Here is a 26,994-nt window from a genome sequence, read left to right as displayed (position 1 = left end):
GCAATGGTGATTGTATTTGGTTGTACGAATGTAGTTTTAAATTTTTAAAATTACCGAAGAAATTGTTTCTTGCAGTTCCATGAGAAAACTAACAACCACACTATTTCTTCTCGCAAGCATTTCGATTTGGGCGCAAAATACGCCTAAGAATTTTGACTTTAGTAATTTTATTACTCCAGAATTTCTAGTCGGAACTACTGCAGCGAGCAATACCGATTTCCCTGAATCTTCGTCAACTTTAGGACTCTATGTGAACTTTGGAAAGTTTCAGCAAAACAATACACAAGAATGGGCCTACCGTCTTGGATTTCCTAAAACAGGAATTGCTTTTGGGGTTGTAGACTATGGCAATACTGAATTTTTAGGACAAGCCTATACCCTACTTCCTAATGTTGAGTTTAATATTTTAGGTCGAACGCGTAGAAATTTCACTATGAATGTGGGGCTTGGAACTTCTTATTTCAACAAAAAGTTTGATGAAGTTGAAAATCCCTTAAATCAAGCTGTATCTACCAATTTTACATGGACATTTCGATTATTTTTTCATTATAAATTATATGAATCTGAAAGCATACAATGGCGATTGGGAGGAGGGTATTTGCACCACTCTAACGGACATACACGTTTGCCTAATAATGGGTATAATTCATTAATAGGAAGTGTCTCTGCACTCATTGGCACAAAAAACAGGACGGTTACAGAATTAGATGATTCTCAAGAGCGCGAAAAAACTTCGGCATACTATATTTCTCCGCGTTTTAGCTTGGGAAGCAACACGCTTTCTCTAATCTATAATGACAAGAAAGCGGTGTATACGGTGGCTATTTCCGCAGGAAAACAAATTAATAAGACCTTTAAATATGGGGTTGGAATAAGTTATAGGTATTACGAACACTACTACGATTATATTATAGACAACGAATCGTTAGTGCAACCAGGTAGAGAGTTTGAAGACTTTACAGACAATCCAACATGGTCTGCATCTAATATTACCTTGTTTGCCGAAGGAGAGCTACTGTTAAACCATGTTGGACTTACCTTTATGATTGGCGGTAATATTCATAAACCTGGATACGATATAGATTGGCGTATCAATCAAGGGTGGGATAATACACCTCGCGATATTCCAGAAAATTGGATGTTGGGAGAATACAATTCTAAGTACAAACTTAAAAAAGCCATCGCTACTCGATTAGGATTGCGCTATTATCTGTTTGGCAATGAAACCAATCCAACACATAATTTGTTTGCAGGAGTATCACTAAATGCTAATTTGGGACAAGCAGATTTTACAGCGTTTTCTGTGGGGTATGTCTATCTACTTCCGAAAAAATAAAAGCCTCTTCTTATGAGAAGAGGCCTTTACCTTTTATGAAAAAAAAATCTGCTATTCTACTAGCATTCTCTTCGTATCTACTCGCTCACCATCTACGTATAGTGTATAGAAATACATTGCAGATTGAAGCGTTGATTTATTAAACTCAATAGTTCCTTCACCAAACTCTCTAATCGCAATGTTAGAAAGCACTTTACCTTCTGTAGTTGTGATTAAGAGGTTAGCTCTTGAATGCTCAAAAGGAATGTAGTAACCAATAGATGTTGTATTACCGAAAGGATTAGGAACATTCTGGTATAGGTATGCTCTACCGCCCGTATTAGGATCGAAATCTGGAGCATCTAACGTTTTACAAGCACAATCTTCAAGTGCTTCTACTCGATCTATTAAGTCGTCTATAAGCGCTTGTTGTGCAGCTGCATTTGCCAACAAAGCATCAATCTGAGCTTGTTGTGCCGCATTTTCATCTTCTAACGGCTGAATTAATGGTGCTAAACTAACGTTTACAACATTTCCATCTTCGATTGCTAAACTCAAAATTTCGTTAGTTAATAAGAAATTACCTAACGTCTGGTCGTCTGTACCAGCATTATTTAGAGAAGACAAATCGATTGTTTGAGAAGCACCTCCAGAAATACCAATGGTTAAGTCTGTTCCTGTGAGACCTGAACCAGCGATATTTTGGTTGTCTGTATTGTCTAAGTATCCTGAAAGGTCTACAGAACCACCATCTTCTAGATTTAATGAATTTCCAGCAATTGACAATTGTTGGTCGTCTGTTCCTGAATCATCTAGCGAAGACAAATCTACAGTTTGCGAAGCACCTCCAGAAATACCAATAGTTAAGTTTGTTCCTGCAAGACCTGAACCAGCGATATTTTGGTTGTCTGTATTGTCTAAGTATCCTGAAAGGTCTACAGAACCACCATCTTCTAGATTTAATGAATTTCCAGCAATTGACAATTGTTGGTCGTCTGTTCCTGAATCATCTAGTGAAGATAAATCTACAGTTTGCGAAGCACCTCCAGAAATACCAATAGTTAAGTCTGTTCCTGCAAGACCTGAACCAGCGATATTTTGGTTGTCTGTATTGTCTAAGTATCCTGAAAGGTCTACAGAACCACCATCTTCTAGATCTAATGAATTTCCAGCAATTGATAATTGTTGGTCGTCTGTTCCTGAATCATCTAGCGAAGACAAATCTACAGTTTGCGAAGCACCTCCAGAAATACCAATAGTTAAGTCTGTTCCTGCAAGACCTGAACCAGCAATATTTTGGTTGTCTGTATTGTCTAAGTATCCTGAAAGGTCTACAGAACCACCATCTTCTAGATCTAATGAATTTCCAGCAATTGATAATTGTTGGTCATCTGTTCCTGAATCATTTAGCGAAGACAAATCTACAGTTTGCGAAGTACCACCAGAAATTCCGATAGTTAAGTCTGTTCCTGCCAAACCAGAACCAGCAATATTTTGGTTGTCTGTGTTGTCTAGATAGCCTGAAAGGTCTACTTGTTGTGTAGCTGCACCGTCATTTTCTAAAGAGAGTTCTAGGTTGTTTCCGTTTAACTGAAAAACGTCTGCTGTTTGATCGTCTGTATTATCTAAATATCCTGAAAGATCTACTTGTTGCGTTGCAGCTCCATCGTCTTCTAAAGAAAGTTCTAGGTTATTTCCGTTTAGCTGAAAAACGTCAGCTGTTTGGTTGTCTGTATTATCTAAATATCCTGAAAGATCTACCTGCAGCGCAGCAGCGCCATCGTCTTCTAAAGAAAGTTCTAAATTGTTTCCATCAAGTTGAAAAAGGTCTACGGTTTGATCATCTGTTCCAGAACCAAAAGCAACCCAATCCGATCCATCCCAAACATACAATGCATCATCTTCAGTATCAAAAACCATCAATCCTTCATCTGCCAAATCTAATGCTATACCTGACGCTGGGGAAGTTTCCATATTAGTTCGTTGGGCATTGGTAACTCTATTTACAAGTAACCCTTTATTAAAACCCACTAAATCTAAAGAAGCATTAGCATTAGGTGCGTCTGTACCAATACCAACACTTAATGGATTTGTAGCACCCCCTAACACCATAGAATTATCATTTACAGCTGTTGCTGCATTACCAATAGCGACTGCATTTCTACCTTGTACGTTTGCAGCATTACCTATAGCAATATTATTTGTTGGGTCTAACCCACCTGGATCTGTTGAAGAAGCTGTGTATCCAATGACAATTGCGCCATCGTTTTGTGCTACTGTAGTAGAACCAATTGCTACGGCATATTGATTATCAACATTGACTGATCGTCCAATACCAACCACATCATTTTCTGCAATATCAACACGATCACCAATACCTACAGAATAATCTGCTAAGGCTGGCATATTTCCTAAATACCCCATCATAATAGAATTTTGCCCTCTTACATCATGATCTATACCTAAAGAAATAGAATATGGACCGTCTATAAAAGAATTATTACCAAAGCCCATTACATTATTATTACTCGCGGTAATATTATACCCAAAGAACATTGTATTAGATCTATTAGTGTTGTCAAAATCTGCAAGCGATCCCATACCTACATTATATTGTCCTTCTCTATTCGTAAATCCAGCAGAAAATCCTACATACGTATTATGATTTGCATTTGATGTATTATTTGTACGGTTATTATCCCAGCCTGATTGAGCACCGATAAATGTATTATAATCTGCATATTCTGTTGCAACACCAGCAGCTGCCCCTACCATTGTATTATAAATACCATCTCCAATATCGATAGCTGCAGAATCACCAAGACCTGTATTATGATGCCCATCATCTACATCGCTCATAGATTCACTACCCACTCCTGTATTTCTATATCCCACATCGGAAGAAATACCTACTTCGTTTCCTATAAATGTGTTTTTGTAACCAGTAGTGTTACTAAACCCTGCATCTTCACCTATGAAAGTATTTTCATATCCAGTGGTGTTATTTGCTCCAGATTCTTCTCCTACAAAGGTGTTATCATAACCTGTGGTATTATTTTCTCCAGATTCAGCGCCAACAAACGTGTTATCTCCGCCATTAACAGTTAAACGTCCAGCCTCGTATCCAATAAAAGTATTGTCGAAACCTGTAGTATTGGAGTAACCAGCTAAGTACCCAATGGCAGTTAGCTCACTAGTAGTCACACTTCGTCCAGCACTATAACCTAACAAGGTAGTTCTAGACCCTGAGGTTATAAAACTACCCGTACTATCTCCATACATGGTGTTAAAATCTCCAGAAGTAATATTGACACCAGAGCCAGTACCCATAGTTTCGTTAAACGTTTGGGCTTGCACTCCTAGTATAGAAAGCATAAAGATTGTTAAAATAAAATAATGTTTTTTCATAAACTTGAATTTTAATTAGTTAGTTTCTAAATGGTTTGATAAAATTACATTTTAATATTATATATACAAATACGTACTAGTACGTATTTATGCAACACAAGGCAATTGTAGATGTAGTTCATTTGTTTTGAACGTATAGATTAGTTGCGAACTTTACTTAAAAGTGCTTTTTGAACTAATACTACATTTGATGATTTAGCTTGGTCTTCTTTAAGTTTTTTCGTTCTACTATTTAGTATCTTCTTTGCTCGGGTTATAGTAAGTCTAACCTTTTCATCGTTTGTAAATTGTAATGTTGTAAACAGTAGCATATCATTTACTTCAAACATACTATGAAGTATCCCATCAATTAAAATTGCAGTAAATTCAAGTCCTTGATTATCTTTAATTGCATAAAATCCTTTTTCTTGGTCTATTGTAAAGAGCCTATGTGTTAATTGTTCTTTATCTTTTCCATTTAAAAACACTATTGTATACTCAAACTCCCCATCTATATCTGTTTTAGTAAGAGAAAGTTCTGTAGGTATATTTGCCAGAGTTCCTGTATTGTCTGAAACTCTTAAATTTCCGGCGTAATCACCAAAAAATTCGAAAGGAAACGCAATTGGAGTAGGAAACTCTTCATCAATTCTTTTCTTTTTACTTTGTGCTAAAGTTGACATGCTAATTCCTAAAAAAAGAAGCAATAACATATTTAATTTCTTAAATCTCATTGAAACCTATTTAATAAAAAAACTATTTGAATATTTGGCTTGAAAATAATACAGCAGACTTGATGGTCCTGATGTTCTCTTCTTTTGAGCACGCTTACGTATATTTTTTAACACGAAGGAATGAAGCGCATTTTTATGCATGAAGTAGGGTTATCTGGTTAGTTGGGTTTCAAATATACCAAAAATGATTGGATAGCAAATTCGAAACTAAAATGAAAGTTATCACATTTTATCCTTTGCATAATCAATATCTTACCGGAAATATGATATCGTAATAACTTAGCCAAAATATAAATTACGATATCGTGAATACTATCACATTACTTCTGTATGAGATTATTCCACAATTTCTTATTTTTTTTATACAAATTGTCTTATTTCTTCTCATCCAAACATAGGAAAAAATCTTACGAATAAATTTGAATAATTATTTTATAAGATTTTATTTCTATTATCTTGCCAAAAAATTTTAATTATTAGTTGTATGATTAAAAGAGAAAGAATTACAAGCCTAATTCTTTTTGTATTCGTTTTTACCGTATACGCGATCTCTGCGTCAAGGTCAATTTCATTTTGGGATAGTCCCGAATTTATTGGTAGCAATTATAATTTACAAGCCACTCATCCTCCAGGCGCTCCTTTTTACACAATGCTTTGCAGTATAGTGTTACAGTTTTTTTCTGCTTCTAAAGCGGCCTTTGTATCAAATCTGATATCTGGTTTTTTCGGGGCGTTAACCGTGACATACCTTTTTAAAATAACTTTTCATATAACTACTAAAATCCAAAGTAAGAAATCTGATTTTGAAATAGCGTACTTGCCTTATTTAACAGGTCTTACAAGTGCGTTAACATTGGCCTTCTCAAATAGTTTTTGGATTGCTTCTACTGAAACAGAGGTATATACTCTTTCGTTCGCATTGTTAGCGATAATGATTTATATAATGTTAAAGTGGGAACATTCATTGAATGATATTGAGGGCGATAGGTTATTGTTATTATTAGCACTATTATTTGGTATTTCTACAGGAGTTCATTTAATACTCATATCTACAATCATTCCTCTATCACTTTTATTTACCCATAAAAAATATGGATTAACTATAAAAAATACAGTGCTATCCTTACTATTTGGCTGTTTATTGTTTTTTTTTATTTACCTGTTTATTATTCAGGGTATTATACAAATGGCAAATTCTCTAGACATTTGGTTAGTGAATACACTTAACACTTCTATGAATACAGGTATACTTGTTATGCTAGCAATTATAACCGCATTCTTTGGAATCTCACTATTATATACATATAGAAAAAAGAAATTCAATGCACACCATATTGTATTAGCCCTATTGTTTTTTCTTGTAGGTGTTAGCTCTTATTTAATGCCTATTCAAAGATCTAAAGCTAATTCGCAAATCGCCAATGGCATAGAAAATAGTAATAGGATGTTGCAATATATAAAGGGAGACCAGTTTGGTATAAGCAGCATACCTTTATTAAATGGTTATACATATAACGCACCTCTAAATAATCAAAAACCATTTTTAAATGGTGACCCCATTTTGACATTTGACTCTGAAAAACAAAAATATATCACTGTCGATAATGGTGACTTCCAAAACATAAACTATGCTGATGAATTTTCCATGTTTTTTCCAAGGCTATATGAGGCTAAAGATGAAAACGAGTACAAATTATGGACGACTATAAAAGGCGAGCCAATCGATTATTCGGTCAATGGAGAAATCAAGAAAATTTACAAACCAACATTTAAAGAAAATTTCAATTTCTTTATAGATTATCAAGTTTCGTGGTTAAACCTTCGTTACTTATTTTGGAATTTTATCGGAAAACAAAATAACAATCAGGGGTTGGGCTATGTAAAGGATGGTAATTGGATTAGCGGAATAAATAGTATAGACAAAGCAAGAGTTGGTGATTATTCCAAAATGCCAGAATATTTTAGAACCGACAAAAGTAGGAACGCCTATTATTTCATTCCCTTTATTTTTGGGATTATTGGTCTGCTTTCACTTGTAAAACATAGACAGTTTTTTTTAACAACATTATTTATTTTTCTATCTTTCGGATTAGGTATAACATTATATATAAACCCCGTTCCGTCAAGTATTTTGGTTAGAGAACGAGATTATATTTTTATTGGTTCATTTCTTATTTTTTCACTTTGGGTAGGTCTTTCAATTCTTTTATTTTACAACACCCTTAAATTTTTAGTTTCAGCCAAGATTAGATTAATTGTGGTTTCAATTCTGGTCTTAATTGGCGGACCTATACAAATGCTAGCAAAAGGGTGGGATGATCATCAACGTAGTAAAGACACTTTTGCTTATGAATTTGGAAAAGCTTACTTAGATGCTTGCCCAGAACAAGCCATACTGATTACAAATGGAGATAACATGACATTTCCTCTGTGGTATTTACAAGAAGTTGAGAATTATAGAACAGATGTGAGAGTTTTAAATTTTGATCAATTGAATTTAGATACTCATATAGATAGACTTAAGCATACAGTGGGTTCTTCTAAGCCTATTCAAATAAGTTTGAAGAAGCATTTTTATATTAATGGAGTAGATAAGTTAATTCCACTTCAAAAAGAAATTGACCGAGCAGCAGAATTACCTATTTTATTCGAATTCTTTCAGGATAGTACCACCCAAATTAATTGGAATGGGAGATTAAGGCATTATATGCCCGCAACTAAATTCTCCATCCCAATAGACACCTTCAAAATGAAGAAGAATGGTTTAACAGCTGAAGATTTAAATGCATTCTATACTGCCGAAGTAAAATGGGACTACCCAAAAGATTTTTACGGCCTTAATGAAATTGTTCTAATGAACGTTATTACAAATAACATACATGATAGGCCCATATGTTTTGCTATTAACGGTAAGTCTGGCCATTATTTAGGCTTACAAGATTATTTAGTACATAATGGAATGGTTGAACGCCTTGCTCCTATTCAAAGAAAGGGAGATACACTCAACCCAAAAATTGTAAATACAAATATGATGTATCCGTACATCATGAATAAACTGCAATTTGAAGGTTTAAATGATGATGAGAAATTTATACCTTATGAAAATAGGGTCTATGTTCAGGATATTTTAAGACGAAATTATTATTTTTTAGCCCAAGCGTTATTGGAAGAAAATAAAAAAGAAGAAGCCATTCTTGTCTTAGATAAATGTTTCTCTCTTTTTCCTAATAAAACAATAGCCTATAAGCAATATGCATATGCCTTGGGTAAATTATATTATAGAGCTGGCTTAAAAACCAAGGGTGACAATATCTGTGCGACGGCTATGAAAAACATTTGGGATGAGCTTGTATGGATTACCTCATTCGACCCGCCGTATCCAGCTATAAACGTAAGTTATGCTGAAAAATTAAAAAATATGTATATACAAATGAGGCAACAGTTTCCTGGAGAAATATCAACTTTAAATGTAGATGATAAAGGTTATAAAGCTTTTGAAACTAAACATAATCTTTGGAAGCAACGGAATTGGCCCTATTAATCTATTATTCATGTTTTTATTTTCCACTGAAGTAACTTCTTCTAAAATTTTGTCTGATAACCCTTTATTTCAAAGAACTTTAAAGGCGTACACCTTAATTGCCAATAAAGTGCACGGAGATGTTTTAGAAATAGGTTGTGGAGAGGGCTACGGTTTGGATATTATTTCAAGAAAGTCGAAATCTCTAACGGTCATAGATAAAAATAAAAAAGTACTGAAAAAAATTAAACGAAAATATCCAAATACTTCAGTATTAATGCAAAATATAACTCCTTCTCTTAAGCTAAACGACAATAGTTTTGATGTTATCGTTTCCTTTCAAGTATTAGAGCACATAAAAGATGCAGATGCTTTTATTAAAGAAATTCACCGTGTTTTAAAACCAGACGGTATCGCCTATATTACTACTCCAAATTCAAAAAAAACCATTGCCAGAAATCCTTGGCACTATAAAGAATATAACTACGCTGAGATAAATAGTTTAATTAAGAAAAGTTTTGTAGACTATAAAGTTGCAAGTATTCAGGGAAATAAAAAAACAGACGAATACTATTTGAAAAATAAAAAATCTGTTGAAAAAATTCTAAGGTTAGACATTTTTAAAATACAGTACTTAGTACCCGCAGCTCTTCTAAAGTTACCCTACGAAATTACTAATAGAATAAATAGAAAAACGCTCTTTAAAAAAAATTCAACCCTAGTAAATAATATTTCCTTAGAAGACTATTCATTGGGGGTGTATTCGCAAAATACATTAGATTTTTTCTGTGTTTTGAAGAAATAGCTGCGAAATAAGTATACAACTGGTACAATAGTTTAATATTGATCTTTGGCATAGCTTTATTTCAATCGAAATATCTGCTTAATTGTTATTATATTCAATGGAAACTCAAACATAACGTGTGATATACTGAAGAAAATAGACAGTATCAATCCCAATCTATAATCGTAATAATACGCTGCTAAAAGTACTATCCATACTGAAAAGATGATTATCGTCTTTTTTCTGTTTAATTGTTTATGCCATCCTATAATTGTGGTTTTTGAAAACCAATTCAAATAATGATAGAGGTATGCAAAAGCGATAAATATTTGGATTTTTAAATCTATTTTTTCATAGAAGAAAAATTTTAAATCTTCATACACTCCAAAAATATTTGCCAAGTTAGCGTTCAGTACATGAAAATTATTGTCTATGTAATTCGCTTTAATAATATCGGAAAATCGATACGAGAAAAAATCTAAGTCAATAAAGAACAAAGAAATAGGAAGTAGTAGAACTAGAGCAACATTCACAATGCCGAACGTATTTTTTTCTTTCCTAATACCGTAAATCATAAATAAAATAGTAAACACATACACGTGGATAATTGTTGGTAACAGCAAGCCAAGTATTAGTATATAAATATCGGTGGTGTACAACCAAAAGGAAAAACCTAATGTAAACATAAAGCTTATAATAAATGCTTTATAGGTTTTAAAAAATGCAGAACTAATTGCAGACACTAGCACAAATAATAATAGCATATTGGTGTATTTTACCAAGTTTTTGGTAAAAAAAGATATTGTAGATTCATCTAGTAAATGAGACCAAAATGGAAGGGAAAAGATATACGGTAAAGAATAGATTATAGCTGAAATAAATACTATGTATTTCCAGTGTGTGTTATCTACGAAGTATTTTTTATCTCTAATCCAATTCGTCTCTGTTAGATAATGTAATGGTCCGAAGAAGGCATAGCTAAATAAAAATAATTCAAAAGGCAAAAAACAGGCTAGTACAAAACTTAAAATTATAAGTAAAAAATTTAATTTATCTATTGAAATCATTTAGCTCATTTACTTTATACTTTGTTATATAAAGTATCGAAGAACATACTTTTAATAAAAAAGAGAAGTTATCAAAATTAATAAATAGTTCTTTACTTCAAGTTTACGTTATTTTGGTATTTCTATTTTAATTCCTGAAAGAAGATAGTCTGGATTATCAGTTCCAAATGTTAAAAATAAATATAGAAAATTCTCATTAAATACAGGGGAAATAAATCCTCCTAAATGATCTGAAGCCCATTCATACTCCGGATATTTATGATGAATAGTCATTGGATTAACAATTAGCGGACTACGTTCGTCGTGAATCCATTTCTTATTTTCTAACTTTAACAGACCATATTCACGATTAAAAGAAGTTAAATATTCAGAGGGCAATTCTTCACTGCCTAGTAAAATATATAATTCAGAATTAAAGATTAAATAACTAGCATCATCCGCTTTACCGCGTAAATACCCACTAGCATTTCTAGTTTCTTGAATGATTGAAGAAGAGAGAATCCCCTCGTTATAATCAAATGCTTTAACTATGTTTTTTGTTGTAATTTCATGAATTTCGGAGTCGATAAAATTTTCACTTCTTCGATGTAACAGTATACGGAAGGTATCATTATATTTTGTTATGGACAATGGAAAACTATTTTGAGATACGCCATGCCAATTAGGTAATTTTATTTCTTGAGGTACTTGTATTACTTCTAAGTCTTTATTGAGAATCATATATGCTGAAGTATAGTTTCCATTGGGTTGTTCTACACCTAGTAGAACTAAGAATGTACCATCTTTCAATTCTAAAGGATTTCCTGTACTAAAGACATTTCCCTTTTTCTTTGCGAACGCAATTTCTTCTGTATCAAGTAATTTTTGATTCTGAAATTTCCAATTTTCTAAATCCGAACTTGTAGCATAATAAAGTGATCTTTTTTTATGCGCACCAAAAATAACAGGCGTTAGTAACACATAATCATTTGCTGCTCTTTTAATGATTCCGCCCGCTTGTATATAATTAATATTTTCATTTTCTACCCTTGTTGGATACGTATCAAACAAAGGCTTGTTGTTAATAATTTTATAATTAATAAACGGATTAAAAAACTCTAGGGTCTCACCATCATCCATATTAAAAAATCCAGCATAGGTTTCGCCAATGGTAATCCAACCAGATTTAACGTCTACATGTTTAATTTCAACAATGGTTGTAGCTTCTTCGCTTTGTGTTATAAACCAAGATTCCTGATTTGTCGCTTTTATTACCAGATTCTCGAGTAATGTATAGTTTGTTTTTATACGATTGTTAGCTTCATCAAATGCGATAACCCTAATAGGATTCTCTCGAGCAATATTACTTTCTGTATCAGAAATTAGACAGTTTTCAAAAATACTATTTAAGCTTTCTTTTGTTTGAAAAGAAAGGTTTAACACCGCAAATAGAAGTATTAAGATTTTTTGCATAAGTTATAGTTGACAAATTAAAGATATTCTAAAACTGTTTTATAAACGGAATGTCTATTGCAGTATACATAGCTAATCTTAGGTTTAAAGTAGTAGAAAATTATCAAATTACTCCTTGAATGGGTAATATATGATTATAATTTTTATTAATCTAAGAAACTAAATTTTCGATGTTTTTATAAGCTGTTATCACTTCTCTTACAAGACGGTGACAAATTACATCTTTGTCGTCTTGATATATTATCCTCCCTCCTTTTACGTTGTTTATACTAAAAGTGCTTCTATTGAACCTGAATTAATATGCCTCGGCAAAGCTATCTATCTTGGGTCACTGGTTATTATAAATTTTGCACTTTTCCCCTCACGTGTTTAAAACATATTGTAAGAAATTCATAGTACTTCGGGGTATCTATCTGTGCATCCTAAAGAACAGCATTTTGGTCTTGGTGAAGACAATGAGGTTTCAGTTGAAATTCGTTGGAGTAATGAACAGGTTTTTACTGTAAAGAATCTAGCTTCAAATGCTTCATATGAAATTACCTACCCTGAAACAATTAAAGTAATTAACAAGAAGTAAAATTTCAAAAGAATGTATAAAAAAAGCCCCTTCCGAAGAAGAGGCTTTTCCTTTTCATAGCAATTATTTATTTGGCTAAAATCAACCTATGTGTTGATGTTGCTCCTTCAGAAACAATTTGAATGATATAAACTCCATTGGCCATACCACCAAACTCTAACTGATTGGTTCCTTGATTCGCTCTAAAATTCTTTACAATTTTTCCTGAACCTAGTTCAACAACAGTTATTTGAATTTCACTTCCAAATGTTTGAGGAATATCGATGTTTGCTAACCCTTGTGATGGGTTAGGATATACAACAACACCTGTTCCATTGTTTGAAATGTCATCAATCGATAACAAGATATCTTGCGCTTCAAAAGCTCCAATATCGCGAATTGAATCAAATACGCTCTGACCAATTTGGTCGTCAAAGCCATCTGCCGGGTCTCCTCCATTATAGGCTTGAGAACCTAGTAACAACTCGTGTGTTTCTGTAGTACCACCATTATTCTGTAATGGTCCTAACATTGGATCTACTTCTTCTACATCGTTAGCTTGTTCTGGAAATGCTGCTTCATCGTCGGTACCAATTAAATTATAATCGTTTGAAGTAAATGTACCACTTACATCTTGACCTGAACCAGCTGTGTTTAAAGCAACAATAGTGTTCTTCAAGCTTGTAGTGGTATTACTTTGTATACCTCCACCTGTTCCGGCGGCTGTATTTGCTCCTACTGTAACAGCGTTTAAGTCTAGTGAAGCACCGTCGTTTGTAATACCTCCACCATTAGCACTGGCATCGTTACTTGAAATTGTACTTCTCATTACCGTGGTAATTGCATCTGTATTGTTGTAGATACCACCACCTTCAGCAGCGCTATTTCTTGAAATTGTAGACGTAAGTACATTCATTATACTACCTCCTTGATTCCATAGTCCACCACCTTCATTTGCAGCTCTGTTTCCGTCTACAGTAGTTTCAGCAATATCAATTATCGAAGCATTTCCTGTAACATGCAAAGCACCTCCATTTCCTGGGTTTGCAGCACCAGCAGTTCCGTCAACATCATTATCTAATAGTTGAGACGTAGTTACGGTTAAAGAACCATCTATAATTTCGATTGCTCCACCTGCTCTAATTGCAGCGTTGGCACTAATTTCTGAATCGGTTACTGTTACAGCTCCATCTGTGCTAAGAACACCACCACCAGAACCAGAGGCTCCGTCTGCGATATTATTTGTGATGGTTGTATTGATAACATCAAGTGTACCCCCATTGTTGAAGATGCCTCCTCCACCTTCATTCGCCATAGCTCCACTTGCGGTATTACCATCAATAGTAGCTCCGTCTACACTCATAGTTCCAGATCCGTTCCATAGTCCACCACCTTCTAGGGCTGCAGTATTTCCTGAAATCGTTCCACCTGTTACAGTACTGTTGTCAGCCCCTGTAATATGCAGTCCTCCTCCATTTCCTGGAGCAGATGCTGTAGCGTTGTTTAGTAAATCTACATTCGTAAGTGTAGTTGTTCCTCCACCTGAGGCAACTTCAATTCCTCCACCAGCTCTCATAGATGTGTTTCCAGAGATCTCTGTGTCGGCAACCGTAATTGTACCTGAGTCATTTAAAATACCACCACCAGAACCAGAGGCTCCGTCTGCGATATTATTTGTGATGGTTGCATTGATAACATCAAGTGTACCCCCATTGTTGAAGATACCTCCTCCACCTTCATTCGCCATAGCTCCACTTGCGGTATTACCATCAATAGTAGCTCCGTCTACACTCATAGTTCCTGATCCATTCCATAGTCCACCACCTTCTAAGGCTGCAATATTTCCTGAAATCGTTCCACCTGTTACAGTACTATTGTCAGCCCCTGTAATATGCAGTCCTCCTCCATTTCCAGGAGCAGATGCCGTAGTGTTGTTTAGTAAGTCTACATTCGTAAGTGTAGTTGTTCCTCCACCTGAGGCAACTTCAATTCCTCCACCAGCTCTCATAGATGTGTTTCCAGAGATCTCTGTGTCGGCAACCGTAATTGTACCTGAGTCATTTAAAATACCACCACCAGAACCTGAGGCTCCGTCTGCGATATTATTTGTGATGGTTGTATTGATAACATCAAGTGTACCCCCATTGTTGAAGATGCCTCCTCCACCTTCATTCGCCATGGCTCCACTTGCGGTATTACCATCAATAGTAGCTCCGTCTACACTCATAGTTCCTGATCCGTTCCATAGTCCACCACCTTCTAGGGCTGCAGTATTTCCTGAAATCGTTCCACCTGTTACAGTACTGTTGTCAGCCCCTGTAATATGCAGTCCTCCTCCATTTCCTGGAGCAGATGCTGTAGTGTTGTTTAGTAAGTCTACATTCGTAAGTGTAGTTGTTCCTCCACCTGAGGCAACTTCAATTCCTCCACCAGCTCTCATAGATGTATTTCCAGAAATCTCTGTGTCGGCAACCGTAATTGTACCTGAGTCATTTAAAATACCACCACCAGAACCTGAGGCTCCATCTGCGATATTATTTGTGATGGTTGCATTGATAACATCAAGTGTACCTCCATTGTTGAAGATACCTCCTCCACCTTCGTTCGCTCCATCACCGCTTGCCGTGTTACCATCAATAGTAGCTCCGTCTACACTCATAGTTCCTGATCCATTCCATAATCCACCACCTTCTAGGGCTGCAGTATTTCCTGAAATCGTTCCACCTGTTACAGTACTATTGTCAGCCCCTGTAATATGCAGTCCTCCCCCATTTCCTGGAGCAGATGCTGTAGTGTTGTTTAGTAAATCTACATTCGTAAGTGTAGTCGTTCCTCCACCTGAGGCAACTTCAATTCCTCCACCAGCTCTCATAGATGTGTTTCCAGAGATCTCTGTGTCGGCAACCGTAATTGTACCTGAATCGTTTAAAATACCACCACCAGAACCTGAAGATCCATCGGCGATATTATTTGTGATGGTTGCATTGATAACATCAAGTGTACCTCCATTGTTGAAGATACCTCCTCCACCTTCGTTGGCCATGTCTCCGTTTGCCGTGTTGCCGTCTACGGTGGTTCCATCTACTGTCATAGTTCCAGATCCATTCCACAGACCACCACCTTCTAGTGTTGCTCTATTATTTGAAACCGAACCATTTGTAATTGTAGAAGTTCCAGGACCAGTCATATGTAAGCCACCACCATTTCCTGGTGCAGTTCCTACGAAGTTATCGTCTAAGGTTACATCTGTTAAAGTAATTATACCTGCTGCGCCAGTAGAATTATCTTCAATTCCACCACCAGCTCTTTTCGCTGTATTATTTGTTATTGCTGAATTTGTTACAGTAACAGAACCACCATCAACGTTTTGAATTCCTCCACCAGAACCTGCAGTTCCAGTTGCCGCATTGTTATTAATGCTACTAAGGTTTTGTACAATAAGAATTCCCCCGTTATTGAAAATTCCACCTCCACCATTGTCTGCAGCGGCACCTCCAGCTTGATTGCTATCGATTGATGTACCGTCTACTGTCATTGTACTTCCAGCTTGATTCCATAAACCACCACCTTCGCTAGCGGCGTCGTTAGATGTAATCGCCCCGTTTGTAATTGTTGTAGTAGCAACTCCTGTAATATGAACTCCCCCTCCGTTTCCAGGATTAGGGGTCCCTGCGTTCCCGCTTACGTCATTTCCTTGTAGGGTTGTATCAGTTAAGTTTAGTGTACCGTCTACAATTTCAATACCACCACCGGCTCTATTTGCACTGTTTCCGTCAAACATTCCGTTTGTCACAGTAATGATACCATCTGTAGAAAGTAATCCACCACCAGAACCAGAGATTCCTGTAGCTTTGTTAGAGATTGCATTTCCGCCGTCAATATTCATATCTCCACCATTGTTAAAAATAGCACCTCCACCTGGGCCAGAAACGGCAAGGTTTAGATTTAGAGATGTATTAGTCACATTCATGGTACTCCCAGCTTGGTTCCATAATCCGCCACCTTCGTTAAAAGCTTCGTTATTACCAACTAAGGCATCACTTACAGTTATCGTTGCAATACCTGTGACATGCATACCACCACCATTTCCAGGACTAGGTGTTCCTGCTGTACCATTTACATCATTATTTACAAGTACTGTGCCTGTAAGGTTTACAGTTCCATCTATAATTTCAATTCCACCACCAGCTCTATTAGCACTGTTTTGATCAATAAAAATATCAGCAATAGTTACAGTACCATCGGTAGATAATAGTGCTCCACCAGAACCTGAAGCTCCGTTGGCTAAATTATTATTGATATTGGTTCCAGTTAATATGTCTAGTGTTCCACCATTATTAAAAACACCTCCACCGCCATTATCTCCGGCAGCACCGCTTGCTATGTTATTTGTGATTTGCACTGCGTCTATGGTCATTGTTCCCAATCCATTCCACAGTCCGCCACCTTCAGAAGCGGCTAAATTGGCATCTACTAATGAATTACTAATTGTCAGTCCTGAAGTACCTGATAAGTGAATTGCTCCACCATTTCCAGGGTTAGGAGTAATTGTATTTCCTAAACCTATATCAACTCCAGCAGCATTTCCGCTAAGCGTTACATTATCTAAAAGAAGCGTATTTCCTGAGGCGTCTTCAATAGCTCCACCAGCTCTACTTGCGTAGTTCCCATTTATTGTACTACCTGGAGCAATTGTTAAAGTACCGCCAGTATTATTGAAGATTGCTCCTCCACGTCCCCCAGGGGTCGCACCAGAAGCGATATTTCCTGTTAAAGTACTTGCCACATCTATAGCGAGTGTTCCTCCTCCAAGATTAAAAAGACCACCACCACCGGTATTTGGTCCGAGAGCAGAATTATTTGTTATAACAGTATTAGTGATAGTCATGTTACCGTTGTGGTTCCATAAACCACCACCTTCGTTGGCGCTATTCCCATCTACTAAAGAGTTAGAAATATTCACATCTCCAGCTCCGGTAATATGTAAACCACCACCATTTCCAGGGTTAGGAGTAGCTATGCTATTATTTGTTAATGTTATGTCATCAAAACTATATGTTTCTCCCGCTACCGCATTTAACTCAATTCCTCCACCAGCTCTGTTAGCCGTATTATTTGTTATTTCTACTCCGTCTACAACGAGTGTTCCAGGTGTTAAGTTGAAAATTCCACCTCCAGAACCAGAAAGTCCAGATGCTGAGTTACCGTCTAAAACAGATGTTCCCATAACAATAAGGGCACCACCGTTGTTAAATATTCCACCACCACCATCATCTCCTGCAGGTCCTTGCGCATCGTTACCAGAGATATTTGTATTGGTAACGGTCATAGTTCCTGTTCCGTTCCAGAGTCCTCCTCCTTCACGGCCTGCTATATTGTTTTGTATCAATCCGCCGGTAAATGTAGAGTTCGCAGCTCCAGTAATATGAACTGCCCCACCGTTACCAGGGTTGGCACCCGCGTTATTCTGACTTAAGTTATAATTTCCGCTTACATCTAAGGCACCTTCTATTAGTTCGATAGCACCACCTGCTCTGTTAGCGCTATTGAAAGCCATTACCACATCTGTGATGGTAACTGTACCATCGGTACTCATTACCGCACCCCCAGAACCAGAAGTTCCCAAAGCAGTGTTATTTGAATATGCACCGCCATTTATTGAAAGGGTACCACCATTGTTAAATATAGCACCACCACCATTGGTAGCATCGTCTCCATAGGCAATATTACCGTCCATGATAGGAAGGTTCACAGTAAGCGTACCTAAATTGTTCCACAATCCGCCACCTTCAGAAGCCGCCTGATTATTTGATACGTTACTGAAAAAATCGAGAGTTGCACTTGTAGTTCCTGAAAGGTGTAATGCACCTCCATTACCAGGATTTGGCATAATTGTATTCCCTAATCCGATATCCACTCCAGCTGCATTTCCTTGCATAACGATACCATTCAAGATTAGTAATCCGTTAGAAGCATCTTCGATAGCACCACCTGCTCTACTCGCGTAGTTTCCGTTAATGTTAAGTCCAGAAGCTAGGGTAAGTGTTCCATCGGTATTGTTGAATATTGCTCCTCCTCTTCCGCCGGGAGTCATTCCAGACGCAATATTTGAACTTAATGTTGTTGTAGCGTCTATATTTACATCGCCAGGACCGAGATTAAAGATACCTCCACCACCAGTTGCATTTCCAAGTGCCGAATTTCCAGTGATAGTAGAGGAAACAATTGTCATATTTCCAGCATTATTCCACAGTCCACCACCTTCATTGGCATTGTTATTTGTAATAACACAATTTGTAAAAGATGTGTCTACGTTGCCCGTTACGTGCAATCCACCACCATTTCCTGGGTTTGGAGTTGCAATACTGTTATTATCAAGTGTTAAGTTAGTAAAAGCGTAACCTGCACCACCGTTGATTTCAATTCCACCACCAGCGCGATTGGCTGTGTTTCCTGAAATCGTAATGTTATCTACTATAAGTGTTCCACCTAACGTTAAAATTCCACCACCAGAGCCTAATGCTCCCGTTGCGGTGTTGCCAGTAATTGTGCTTGTACCATCAACTATAAGTGATCCACCATTATTGAAGATTCCTCCTCCACCGTCATCTGCAGCAGCGCCACCTTGGGCGTCATTTCCAGTAACGGTAGTATTTGTAACGGTCATAGTTCCTGATCCATTCCATAATCCACCTCCTTCAAGAGCAGCTATATTTGCTGCAACGTTAGAATCTGATATTGTTAAATTAGCATTTCCTGTTAAGTGAATTGCACCCCCATTTCCAGGAGCCCCATTTGCTATGTTGTTTCCTAAGTTACTATTTGCAATAGTTAAAGTTCCTCCAGCAGACATTTCAATGGCTCCACCAGCTCTATTGGCTTGATTTTCCTGAAAGAATCCTCCTGTTGGCATTCCATTTATGTCAACCACAGCATTTGCAGCAGCAAAAATAGCACCTCCAGAAGCAGATCCCGTAGTAGCTATGTTTCTATTAAAGTTAGAATCTATAATTGTTAATGGTCCACCTACTGTGAACACACCACCACCACCAGTTGTTCCGCCAGTAGCAATATTATCATCAAAACTAATTCCATTCATAGTCATTAGTCCTGTTCCGTTCCAAAATCCACCACCTTCTACGGCAGTGTTATTAGAAACAATACCACCTGTAATGGTTGAATTAGCCGCTCCCGTAATATGCAAGGCACCACCATTTCCTGGTGCTGTTCCTCCAGAAGCAACATTTCCATCGAAGCTGGTATCGGTAATGGTTAGCATATCAGTACCATTTTTTTCAATGGCGCCACCAGCCCGTACAGCAGTATTTCCGTTAAACGTAGAACCAGAGATTGTGGCAACTCCGCTCACATCTACCAAAATAGCCCCCCCGCTACCAGAGGTTGTATTTACAGCCCGGTTGTTGGTAAAAGTAGAATTCGTAAATAAGCTTGTTGCGTTTCTAACAAGTACGGCTCCACCTCCTACAGCACCGTTGCTTTCATTGTTTTCAAAAACTGCATTTGTTACGGTAAGTGACCCACCAACAATAGCAATAGCCGCTCCATTTTCCGTAGTACTTGTATGTAAGAAATTTTGGATGGTTACTGCATCGAAAGAAGTATTGGTTCCGCCAGTTGCAAGAAATCTATTGGCCCCTGAACTTCCATCTATAATGGTGGTTCCTGAACCATTTCCTGTTATAGTGACATCATCACTAATTGTTATACCAGCAGTCAGAAGTATAGGCACTCCATCTGTAGCCAAATCAAAGGTTATCGTGTTTAAACCAGGGGCAGCGTTGGCATTTAAAACAGCTTGTCGTAATGATCCTGCGCCCGCATTATTGCTGTTAAGGACCACAAACTGCCCATAAGACAATGTAGTGGTAAGTAAAATTGAAACAAGTAAAATCCAATTTCGAGTAATTTTGCTTTTCATAGTTAATTTATTAGGTTAATAATTTATATGTAAAGAGAAATACAACGCACAAAAAAAAGTATTACCAGCTATTCTATAGCGCGTAATACTTTCGTCTAAATTGAAATGCAATTTAATGTTGTTATCATTTTCTTCGGTACATTAGTTAGGTCGCACTACTTGTGAGAAGTGCTCGACTTATTAAAATATACGAACGAAGCGAAGGGCTGGTTTTCTTAAATTATGTTAAAATAACTGAGGATGAGTTTTTTAACATCTCATTAAGTTTTAGAGTACAGTGTTTCAGAATAGAAGTAATAACTGATTTTAAGTAGGATAGTGAATTATAAATTAGACAGTTTTCGTTTCAATTAGATTTCTTATGCGGAAACTTTAACAAACTATAAAACGTACGTTTTAACACTCTATGTTAATAAATTACAAAATAAATGAAGGTGTTGTAGGAAGTAACTTATGACTAATTTTTGTCTAAATATGAAATTACATTTTTCTCAATCCTTGCTTCAATGTTTGCCACATCACCTTTAACAAAGGTTTCTCCAGTAATGTTTTCATACAACTCTATATATCTTTCTGAAACCGTCGCAATGTAATCGTCACTCATAAAAGGCACTTTCTGTCCTTCTAAGCCTTGAAAACCATTTTGTATTAACCATTGGCGCACAAACTCTTTAGAAAGCTGTTTTTGGGCCTCTCCCTTTTGTTGGCGTTCTTCGTAGCCATCTGCATAAAAGTAACGCGAAGAATCTGGAGTGTGTATTTCATCTATAAGCACAATCTTTCCTGCTTTGGTTTTTCCAAATTCATATTTGGTATCAACTAAAATCAGCCCACGGCTAGCGGCTATTTCGGTACCTCTCTTAAAGAGTTTTTTTGTGTAGTCTTCTAGCACAACATAATCTTCTTCAGATACAATACCACGATTTAAAATTTCAGCTCGAGAAATGTCCTCATCATGATCGCCCATTTCAGCTTTCGTAGCAGGTGTAATTATTGGCTGTGGAAATTTATCATTTTCCTTCATACCATCTGGCATAGCAACACCACAGAGCATCCGTTTGCCTGTTTTATACTCGCGCGCAGCGTGACCGCTCATGTAACCACGAATAACCATTTCAACTTTAAATGGCTCACAAGCTTCTCCTACCGCCACGTTAGGATCTGGAGTAGCAGTTAGCCAGTTAGGGACTAAATCTTCAGTATCCTGCATCATCTTAGTAGCTATCTGATTTAAAATTTGTCCTTTAAATGGTATTCCTTTTGGCATCACCACATCGAAAGCACTTAACCTATCGGTAGCAATCATTAGCAACTGATTATTTGCTAAGGTATAGACTTCTCTTACCTTTCCTTTGTACACAGATTTTTGACCTGGAAAATTAAAATTAGTATCTATTATAGTATTCATAGCTAATTGTAGGTTTTTAATAGTAACAATATTCCAAATAATGCCTTGAATGGATATTATATGATTATAATTTATATTTTGTCTAAGAGTCTAAATTTTCGATGCTTTTATACGCTGCTATCACTTCTTTTACAAGACGGTGACGAATTACATCTTTATCGTCTAAAAATATAATGCCCACTCCTTTTACATCTTTCAATACTAAGAGTGCTTCTTTTAACCCTGAAATAATACGTCTCGGCAAATCTATCTGTCCTGGGTCGCCAGTTATTACAAATTTTGCACTTTTTCCCATACGCGTTAAAAACATCTTCATCTGTGCATGGGTTGTGTTTTGTGCTTCATCTAGAATCACAAAAGCATTGTCTAGCGTACGACCACGCATAAATGCCATAGGGGCGATTTGTATAACACCTTTTTCAATGTAGCTTTCTAGTTTTTCATGCGGAATCATATCGCGTAGCGCATCGTACAAAGGCTGCATATAGGGGTCTAACTTTTCCTTTAAGTCGCCTGGAAGGAATCCTAAATTTTCTCCAGCTTCTACAGCGGGACGGGTTAAGATAATTCGCTTAACTTGTTTTTCTTTTAGTGCTTTAACGGCTAATGCTACGCACGTATATGTTTTTCCAGTTCCTGCAGGACCCACGGCAAAAACCATATCATTTTTTTGCGTTAACTCTACTAATTTACGCTGATTTGCAGTTTGGGCTTTGATTAATTTTCCGCTTACACCATGCACCAATACTTCGCCACTACTAGGAGAAGTTTCGTATTCATCCTTATTACGACTTAGCAATACGCGTTCTATTATGTTTTCGTCTATTTTATTGTACTTACCAAAATGTTCAAGAAGCATACTAATACGCTTGTCAAATTCTTCGAGTTCTTCTTCATCTCCGTAAGCTTTCAACTTACTGCCACGCGCAACAAGTTTTAGCTTAGGAAAATACTTTTTTAAAAGGTTTATGTTGGCATTTTGCAGTCCGAAGAAATCTCTTGGGCTAATCTCGGTGAGTTCAATGATAAGTTCGTTCAAAAGCAGTGTTGTTTATAACATTAGAAATGTATGTGTAAATATAGTTTTTCCAACCACAAAAGTACCTTATTTTTGTACTAGTAATTTCAACAACATATCAACAATTAACCAATGCCCATTATAACGCTTACAACCGATTTTGGAGAGAAAGATCACTTCGCGGGTGCGGTTAAAGGCGCTATTTACAGTGAACTCGAAGAAGTACGCATTGTTGATATTTCACATAGTATTTCTCCATTTCATAGTACAGAAGCGGCGTATATTATACAAAATGCATACAAAAGTTTTCCGCAAGGAACCATTCATATTATCGGAATCGATTCTGAATTAAACCCAGAAAACAAACATATTGCAGTATTACTTGACGGACATTATTTTGTGTGTGCTAACAACGGAATTATATCAATGTTAACTTCGGAAATCAACCCTGAAAAGATTGTTGAAATTAATATCCACGACCGAATTATAAGTAATTTTCCTGTGCTCGATGTTTTTGTGAAAGTTGCCTGTCATATCGCCCGTGGAGGAACCCTTGAAGTTATAGGAAAACCTATTTCAGAAGTAAAACAATTGGTTGGCATTCAACCTGTGGTTAATTCTGAAGCAAATCAGATTATTGGCAATGTAATTTATATAGATAATTACGGAAATGTTGTTAGCAATATCAACAAGACCTTATTTGATAAAATTGGCAAGGGTAGGAATTTTAAAATTACCGCTAGACGTGCTAGTTTTAATAACATACACACCCATTATAGCGACGCCATACATTTTGAAACTCCAAAAGAGCGACGCGAAGAAGATGGTAAAAAATTAGCTATTTGGAACTCTTCTGGATTTCTAGAGTTGGCTATTTACAAAAGTAATCCATCTACAGTAGGTAGTGCATCTACTCTATTTGGTTTGGAGTTTAGAGACGCAGTAACCATCAATTTTGAATAGAGAATAGCACAAAAGAAGCTCGTAAATCGTTTAAGAATAGTATGTTTACAAGAATAGTAAAGATGGAGTTTAAAGCAGAGGAGGTTAGTTCCTTTTTAGCTAATTTTGAAACTGTAAAATCTAAAATTCGAAATTTTCCTGGTTGTCAACATTTAAAGCTGTTACGAGATAAAAAAGACCTAAACACCTTCTTTACTTACAGCAAATGGAATTCTGAAGAAGACTTAGAAGCCTATAGAAGCAGTGATTTATTTAAAGGAATTTGGGCAACAACCAAACCAAAATTTCGTTCTAAAGCCGCCGCTTGGAGCGTAGATGTTATAGAGGAAATTCAATCTGAGAACCTTGACTAGTGTTACGTATAACACATCGAGAGCCTCAGCAACTTAAAACTAAAGAAGTATAGCTTGATAGCAATCATTAAAAAAGAAATAACTAGTTTTTTTGCCAGCCCAATTGGGTATTTGGTTATTGGACTCTTTTTAGTGATAAACGGTCTTTTTCTTTGGGTTTTTGGTGGGGATTACAACATCCTAGATGCTGGTTTTTCAGACCTTTCGGCTTTCTTTGAATTAGCACCGTGGATTTTACTGTTTCTAATTCCCGCTGTCACCATGCGTGCCTTTAGCGATGAATTGAAGATGGGTACGCTAGAGCTTCTGCTTACAAAACCACTTTCGTTACGCGCCATTGTTTTAGGTAAATATTTAGGAGCCGTAGTATTAATTATTCTAGCACTACTTCCAACCTTGCTCTATATTTGGACAATTTCTAGTTTAGGAAACCCCGAAGGGAATTGGGACGTTGGCAGCACTATTGGTTCTTACTTAGGGTTGCTTTTTTTAGTTTTAGCATTTACCGCCATAGGTGTATTTGCCTCTACCCTTTCAGAAAACCAGATTGTGGCATTTATTATCGCAGTTTTTTTATGCTTTGTACTCTATTTTGGTTTTGACGGGTTGGCAAGTGTGAATCAAAACCTCGATATATCATTTTTAGGGTTAAAGGCACACTTTACAAGTATATCGAGAGGTGTATTAGATACGCGAGACCTTATTTACTTCTTAAGCGTGGCAGGATTTTTTATTGCCTGTACCATTTTTAAACTGCGGAAAAGGTAACATGAAAAACAAGTTTGTCTATATTGTTTTTGTATTGCTCTGCATTGTTGCTGTAAATGTGGTATCTCATTACGTTTACAGTCGTTTCGATATGACGCAAGACAAACGTTACACCCTATCTAAAGAAGCCAAAGAAACAGTTGCTACGGTAAACTCTCCTATTGTTATTGATGTTTTTTTACAAGGAAATTTTCCACCAGAGTTTAAAAGATTACAAATTGAAACAGAACAATTATTGGCAGAGTTCGCCAATTACAACCCTAATATTAAATTCAATTTTGTCAATCCGTTAGAGAGTGACAATCCAGAAGCTTTACAGCAACAATTTGCTTCTCAAGGTATGAAGGGCGCACAAGTTGAAGTTCGTGAAAACGGTAAAGTTTCTACTGAAATTGTGTATCCGTGGGCACTTGCTTATTTTAATGAACGCACTGTTAAAATTCCTTTATTAAAGAATACACTTGGTGCTACATCTGAAGAACGTATAAACAATTCCGTACAAAATTTAGAGTATGCCTTTGCAGAAGGGTTTCATAAATTAATAAATGCTAAAAGCAAACGTATTGCTGTGGTAAAAGGAAATGGAGAACTAGACGATCGCTATGTAGCCGACCTATTTAGCACGCTACGAGACACTTACTACACAGCACCTTTTACCTTAGATTCTGCCGCAGTGGCTCCTTTGAGAACTTTAGAGCAGCTAAATAGCTTCGATTTGGCCGTAATAGCCAAACCAACTGAAGCATTCACCGATGCAGAAAAATATATCTTAGATCAGTTTACCATGAACGGTGGAGCATCTATTTGGTTAGTTGACGGCACAGAATTGATTGAAAATCCTGAGAATGGCAATACTGTAATCATACCTAGAGAATTAAATTTAGGAGATTTTTTCTTTAAATATGGCGTACGTATTAACCCGAACGTACTAAAAGATGTGTATTGTGCCCCAATTGTAATGGCATCTGGAGATGAGCGAGATGCGCAATACAACAAATATCCTTGGTTATATCACCCACTAAGCGCAAGCGCAAACGACCACCCTATTGTAAACAACATTGAAGCCGTTAAGTTTGAATACGTAAGCGGTATAGACACGCTACCTAATGCGGTAAAGAAAACCATCTTACTAAGCTCCTCTCCTATTACAAAGAAGCAAGGGACTCCAATAGAATTGGATATTAACAAAGAAATACCCGAAGCCCTTAGTATTGTAAATCAAGGTCCAAATCCGTCAGAATTTAACGCTGGCGAAACCCCAACAGCTGTTTTGTTGGAAGGTGAATTCCCATCTGTTTTTTCGAACCGAATTAAACCATTTAAACTTTCCGCAGCTATAAAAGATAAAACCAAATCTTCCCCTACGCGCATGCTTGTAATAAGTGATGGCGACGTGATTAAAAATCAGTTAGACAACGGTAGACCCTTAGAATTAGGGTTCGATAAATGGACACAAGCGTTTTACGGAAATAAGGAGTTTTTACTAAATGCGGTGAATTATATGTTGGATGATAGCGGACTTATAAACATACGGAATAAGAAAATTGCTGTTCCGTTTCTAGATCCACAAAAAACAATCGCAGAACGCAGTTACTGGCAACTTGTTAACATACTGCTACCGTTGACGTTGTTAGCAGTATTTGGATTTGCATTTGGCTATTTCAGAAAGCGTAAATACACGCGTTAACTGTTAATAAGTTAGTTTTAAAGAACGTTGGTTTTAGGATATA

15 protein-coding genes are annotated in these 26,994 nt (G+C 36.6%); 8 read left to right on the top strand and 7 right to left on the bottom strand.

Going from position 1 to position 26,994, the window contains the following annotated elements; translation table 11 throughout:
- Window positions 1–79 precede the first annotated feature (79 nt).
- Complete coding sequence (locus G5B37_RS01630; protein ID WP_164678320.1) at window positions 80–1,336, top strand: acyloxyacyl hydrolase; 1,257 nt, start codon at window positions 80–82, stop codon at window positions 1,334–1,336.
- Window positions 1,337–1,387: 51 nt separating this feature from the next.
- Here the strand turns inward: G5B37_RS01630 and G5B37_RS01625 are convergent, their stop codons facing one another.
- Together G5B37_RS01625 and G5B37_RS01620 are read right to left on the bottom strand one after the other, a co-directional pair.
- Window positions 1,388–4,723, bottom strand: coding sequence for a beta strand repeat-containing protein (locus tag G5B37_RS01625; protein WP_164678319.1), 3,336 nt, complete (start codon window positions 4,721–4,723; stop codon window positions 1,388–1,390).
- Window positions 4,724–4,863: 140 nt separating this feature from the next.
- A complete protein-coding gene (locus G5B37_RS01620; RefSeq protein WP_164678318.1) occupies window positions 4,864–5,436 on the bottom strand; it encodes a hypothetical protein in 573 nt (190 codons plus the stop codon).
- Between the two features lie 484 nt (window positions 5,437–5,920).
- On the opposite strand from G5B37_RS01620, the gene G5B37_RS01615 reads away from it, so the two are divergent.
- Complete coding sequence (locus G5B37_RS01615) at window positions 5,921–8,977, top strand: glycosyltransferase family 117 protein (RefSeq protein ID WP_164678317.1); 3,057 nt, start codon at window positions 5,921–5,923, stop codon at window positions 8,975–8,977.
- 10 nt (window positions 8,978–8,987) lie between these two features.
- On the top strand, window positions 8,988–9,761 hold the full coding sequence (locus G5B37_RS01610) for a class I SAM-dependent methyltransferase (RefSeq protein ID WP_164678316.1): 774 nt from the start codon (window positions 8,988–8,990) through the stop codon (window positions 9,759–9,761).
- A gap of 56 nt (window positions 9,762–9,817) precedes the next feature.
- Here G5B37_RS01610 and G5B37_RS01605 read toward each other — a convergent pair whose 3' ends face one another.
- Together G5B37_RS01605 and G5B37_RS01600 are read right to left on the bottom strand one after the other, a co-directional pair.
- Window positions 9,818–10,807: a hypothetical protein gene (locus G5B37_RS01605; RefSeq protein WP_164678315.1), complete on the bottom strand. Its 990-nt coding sequence runs from the start codon at window positions 10,805–10,807 to the stop codon at window positions 9,818–9,820.
- A gap of 108 nt (window positions 10,808–10,915) precedes the next feature.
- Window positions 10,916–12,259, bottom strand: a complete 1,344-nt coding sequence (locus tag G5B37_RS01600; RefSeq protein WP_164678314.1) for a hypothetical protein — start codon at window positions 12,257–12,259, stop codon at window positions 10,916–10,918.
- 415 nt (window positions 12,260–12,674) lie between these two features.
- Between G5B37_RS01600 and G5B37_RS01595 the strand changes: the two genes are divergently transcribed.
- Window positions 12,675–12,836: an ASPIC/UnbV domain-containing protein gene (locus G5B37_RS01595; RefSeq protein ID WP_164678313.1), complete on the top strand. Its 162-nt coding sequence runs from the start codon at window positions 12,675–12,677 to the stop codon at window positions 12,834–12,836.
- Between the two features lie 67 nt (window positions 12,837–12,903).
- Here G5B37_RS01595 and G5B37_RS01590 read toward each other — a convergent pair whose 3' ends face one another.
- The 3 genes from G5B37_RS01590 to G5B37_RS01580 all read right to left on the bottom strand — a co-directional run bounded on the left by G5B37_RS01590 (window position 12,904) and on the right by G5B37_RS01580 (window position 23,201).
- The gene (locus G5B37_RS01590) at window positions 12,904–20,754 is read right to left on the bottom strand and encodes a choice-of-anchor Q domain-containing protein (RefSeq protein ID WP_164678312.1); all 7,851 of its coding nucleotides are present in this window, start codon (window positions 20,752–20,754) and stop codon (window positions 12,904–12,906) included.
- A gap of 457 nt (window positions 20,755–21,211) precedes the next feature.
- Entirely contained in the window at window positions 21,212–22,162 is a 951-nt protein-coding gene (locus G5B37_RS01585) for a phosphoribosylaminoimidazolesuccinocarboxamide synthase (protein ID WP_164678311.1), read from the bottom strand.
- Between the two features lie 82 nt (window positions 22,163–22,244).
- Window positions 22,245–23,201, bottom strand: a complete 957-nt coding sequence (locus G5B37_RS01580; RefSeq protein WP_164678310.1) for a PhoH family protein — start codon at window positions 23,199–23,201, stop codon at window positions 22,245–22,247.
- 111 nt (window positions 23,202–23,312) lie between these two features.
- Here G5B37_RS01580 and G5B37_RS01575 point away from each other — a divergent pair, with 111 nt between their 5' ends.
- Genes G5B37_RS01575 through gldG form a run of 4 tightly spaced genes read left to right on the top strand, consistent with a single transcriptional unit; the run spans window position 23,313 to window position 26,951 of the window.
- Window positions 23,313–24,143, top strand: a complete 831-nt coding sequence (locus tag G5B37_RS01575) for an SAM hydrolase/SAM-dependent halogenase family protein (protein WP_164678309.1) — start codon at window positions 23,313–23,315, stop codon at window positions 24,141–24,143.
- A gap of 41 nt (window positions 24,144–24,184) precedes the next feature.
- Window positions 24,185–24,496 carry a putative quinol monooxygenase gene (locus tag G5B37_RS01570; protein ID WP_164678308.1) on the top strand — a complete coding sequence of 104 codons (312 nt, stop codon included), beginning with the start codon at window positions 24,185–24,187 and terminating at the stop codon, window positions 24,494–24,496.
- Between the two features lie 54 nt (window positions 24,497–24,550).
- Window positions 24,551–25,264, top strand: a complete 714-nt coding sequence (gene gldF / locus G5B37_RS01565) for a gliding motility-associated ABC transporter permease subunit GldF (RefSeq protein ID WP_164678307.1) — start codon at window positions 24,551–24,553, stop codon at window positions 25,262–25,264.
- 1 nt (window position 25,265) lies between these two features.
- On the top strand, window positions 25,266–26,951 hold the full coding sequence (gene gldG, locus G5B37_RS01560) for a gliding motility-associated ABC transporter substrate-binding protein GldG (RefSeq protein ID WP_164678306.1): 1,686 nt from the start codon (window positions 25,266–25,268) through the stop codon (window positions 26,949–26,951).
- Window positions 26,952–26,994: the final 43 nt, after the last annotated feature.

It is taken from the genome of Rasiella rasia (genome assembly GCF_011044175.1).
GTDB lineage: Bacteria > Bacteroidota > Bacteroidia > Flavobacteriales > Flavobacteriaceae > Marinirhabdus > Marinirhabdus rasia.
The sequence above is the reverse complement of the archived record's forward strand: the minus strand, read 5'-3'. Positions and strand labels throughout refer to the sequence as shown.